This is a genomic window from Microbacterium sp. (assembly GCF_011620715.1).
GTDB lineage: Bacteria > Actinomycetota > Actinomycetes > Actinomycetales > Microbacteriaceae > Microbacterium.
This window is the reverse complement of record NZ_WOYP01000119.1, coordinates 1-3,117: the sequence shown is the minus strand read 5'-3', so window position 1 is coordinate 3,117 and position 3,117 is coordinate 1. Positions and strand designations below refer to the sequence as shown.

The following is a 3,117-nucleotide window of genomic DNA, read 5'->3' as shown; positions in this document are numbered from 1 at the left end:
GCGCGGGCGTCCCTGCCGGAGCCGCGCTGCCGGAGCCGCGCTGCCGGAGCCGCGCTGCCGGAGCCGCGCCGCTGGAGCCGCGCGAGTAGCGTGGAGAGCATGGCCGACCCCGCCTCCGACGAGAACACCCGCATTGAGATCCGCCCGCTCGAGTCGATCGCGCAGATCCACGAGGCGGCCGACGTGCTGCGCGAAGTGTGGGCCGGCGACCGCGACTCGATGCCGCCGAACCTCATGCGCGCGCTCGCGCACTCCGGCAACTACGTGGTCGGAATGTACGACGGCGGACGCATGGTGGGGGCATCCATCGCGTTCTTCGCCCCACCCTCTGCGCGCTCGATGCACTCGCACATCACCGGGGTGCTGCCCGGCCTGCAGAGCAAGGGACTGGGCCGTGTGCTCAAGCAGCACCAGCGCGAGTGGGCCCTGGCGCGGGGCGTCGGCCACATCACATGGACCTTCGACCCCCTCGTCGCCCGCAACGCCCACTTCAACCTGCGCGTGCTCGGCGCGCGGATCACCGAGTACCTCGTCGACCACTACGGACCCATGGACGACGGCGTGAACCGGGGAGACGAGACCGACCGGCTCATGGTCAGCTGGGCGCTGGCCGCTCCGCCCGCGCCGACCCCCGCCGACGAGCGGGTGGTCGCGTCGGTCGCGGTGCCGCACGAGATCGAGACGATGCGTCGCGAATCACCGACGGATGCCGCGGCTTGGCGCGCCCGCGTGCGCGAGGGGTTCCTCGCCCGACTGGCGGAGGGCCTGGTCGCGGCCGGCTTCGACGACGAGCGCGGGTACCTGTTCGTCCGGCCGTAGCTCGTCCCTGCCACGCACCTCCGCGGACTTCGGGAGTTGCACCACAGAGATTCGGAGAACTGCGCGCACATCGGATGCTGCGCCCGCGGTTTCCAAGGATCGCGCTGATCTCCGAGAATTGCGCTGGTCTCCGAAGATCGGAAGACAGGTATCACCCGCGCCGTTGCGCGCTCCTTCACGATGACGCGCCGCGAGGCGCGACCACCAGGAGGCCGCCATGCGCGCATACATCGACAGGTTCGTATCCGGCATCAGACGCGACGCCCGCCACAGCGAACACCGTCGCGTCCGCCTCGTCCCCGGCGCAGGCAAACCCCGGCGCTCGCGTGCGACCTTCGTCGCGGTCGAGACCCGCGCCCCGCTCGCGCACTGACCGCACCCCCTGCGGCGGTCGGCGGTTCGACTCCCGGGCGTAGCCTGGTCGCATGCCCGTCGCTCGCCCCGCAGCATCCGTCGCCCTTGAGGGATTCGAGCTGCGCGTCCTGCAGATCCCGCTCGTCGCACCCTTCACGACGAGCTTCGGCACCGAGACCGTCCGCGAGGTCATCATCGCCCGCGCGCTCACCGCGGACGGCGACGGCTGGGGAGAGATCGTCACCGGCGCTGCACCGCTGTACTCGAGCGAGTACACGCAGGGAGCCTGGGATGTCGCCCTCCGCTGGCTCGTCCCCGCACTGCTCGACCGACACAGCCTCGCGCCCGAAACCGTCGCCGAGACCCTCAGGCCGTTCGTCGGCCACCGCATGGCCAAGGCCGGGCTCGAGCTCGCCGTGCTCGACGCGGCCCTCCGCGCCGAAGGGCGTCCGCTCGGCGAGTACCTGGGCGCCGTGCGAGATCGCGTACCGAGCGGTGTGAGCGTCGGCATCCAGCGTGATCGCGAGACCCTGGTCGAGGTCGTCCGCGCCTACCTCGATGAGGGCTATGTCCGCATCAAGCTCAAGATCAAGCCCGGTCGCGACATCGCCGAGACCGCCGCCGTGCGCGACGCGTTCGGCGGCATCCCGCTGCAGGTCGACGCGAACTCCGCGTACACACTCGCTGACCTCGACTCGCTCGCCGAGCTCGACAGATTCGACCTGCTGCTGATCGAGCAGCCCCTGCAGGAGGACGACATCGTCGATCATGCGACGCTCGCGCGACACCTGCGCACGCCGGTCTGCCTGGACGAGTCGATCGTGTCGCACAAGGCCGCGGCCGACGCGCTCGCGCTGGGCGCCGCATCGGTCATCAACATCAAGGCGGGCAGGGTCGGCGGCTACCTCGAGGCGATCGCGATCCACGACCTGTGCCGGGATGCCGGTATCCCGGTGTGGTGCGGAGGCATGCTCGAGACCGGGATCGGGCGCGCCGCGAATGCCGCCCTCGCCGCCCTGCCGGGCTTCACGCTGACGGGCGACGTGTCGGCGTCGAACCGGTTCTACACGCGCGACATCGTGACCGAGCCGGCGGTGCTCGAGGACGGACACGTGCGCGTGCCGACCGGACACGGCATCGGCGTCGAGATCGACCCGATCGCGCTCGAGGACTTCACCGTGGCCCGCGAGACCGTCCGCCGGTGAGGCGCGATGGCGGTCGGGTCGAGTGGGCGCGCCATAACTCCTCCTCGCGCCCGCTCGCGGTCGGCGCGAGTCGCGGAAATCCGCCGCGCCGCCGTGTCACGCACCGCGTCGAGGAGGAGTTATGGTCCGCTCGCCGCGGTGACGCTCGTGTCGGCGCTGGCCGCCGCAGCCCCACTCGGCGCGAGGGTCCGGCATCCGCTGACCTAGAATCGAGGGATGCCGTGCGACGCTTGTTCGCAAGGCTGCGCCCTGTACTCCGCCAGGTATCCTGCGGATTTCCGCACTCTTCACCCGACCATTGGAGCCACCGTGGCCGAGCAGTCCCGTCTCGACAAAGTCATCGCCCTCGCCCGCCACCGTGGGTTCGTCTTCCAGGCGGGCGAGATCTACGGCGGATCCCGCTCGGCGTGGGACTACGGTCCACTCGGCACGGAGCTGAAGGAGAACATCCGCCGCCAGTGGTGGCAGACGTTCGTGCGCGGCCGCGGCGACATGGTCGGTCTGGACTCATCGGTCATCCTCCCCAAGCGCGTCTGGGAGGCCTCCGGCCACGTCGCGACCTTCACCGACCCGCTCGTTGAGTGCCTTAACTGCCACCGCCGGTTCCGCGCCGACAACCTCATCGAGGACTTCGAGGCGCGGAAGGGGCGCGCGTCAGCAAGCCGGGGGTCTGGGGCGGAGCCCCAGAAGGCGTCGGCGTCAGCAAGCCGGGGGTCTGGGGCGGAGCCCCAGAAGGCGT

At 70.8% G+C, this 3,117-nt stretch carries 3 protein-coding genes and 1 pseudogene; all 4 read left to right on the top strand.

The window, feature by feature from the left end; translation table 11 throughout:
* Nucleotides 1-99: 99 nt before the first annotated feature.
* Nucleotides 100-819 (top strand): GNAT family N-acetyltransferase, encoded by a 720-nt coding sequence (locus QZV84_RS10965; protein ID WP_292829367.1) that lies wholly within the window; start codon nucleotides 100-102, stop codon nucleotides 817-819.
* A gap of 217 nt (nucleotides 820-1,036) precedes the next feature.
* Nucleotides 1,037-1,192: a hypothetical protein gene (locus QZV84_RS10960; RefSeq protein ID WP_292829365.1), complete on the top strand. Its 156-nt coding sequence runs from the start codon at nucleotides 1,037-1,039 to the stop codon at nucleotides 1,190-1,192.
* A 52-nt stretch (nucleotides 1,193-1,244) separates the two neighbouring features.
* Complete coding sequence (gene menC / locus QZV84_RS10955) at nucleotides 1,245-2,378, top strand: o-succinylbenzoate synthase (RefSeq protein WP_292829363.1); 1,134 nt, start codon at nucleotides 1,245-1,247, stop codon at nucleotides 2,376-2,378.
* 309 nt (nucleotides 2,379-2,687) lie between these two features.
* Nucleotides 2,688-3,117, top strand: a pseudogene (locus tag QZV84_RS10950) (glycine--tRNA ligase); the annotation flags it as partial.

Coding starts and splice junctions, on each gene's coding strand:
- QZV84_RS10965 (WP_292829367.1), top strand. CDS start 100: ATGGCCGACCCCGCCTCCGACGAGAACACCCGCATTGAGATCCGCCCG.
- menC (WP_292829363.1), top strand. CDS start 1,245: ATGCCCGTCGCTCGCCCCGCAGCATCCGTCGCCCTTGAGGGATTCGAG.
- QZV84_RS10960 (WP_292829365.1), top strand. CDS start 1,037: ATGCGCGCATACATCGACAGGTTCGTATCCGGCATCAGACGCGACGCC.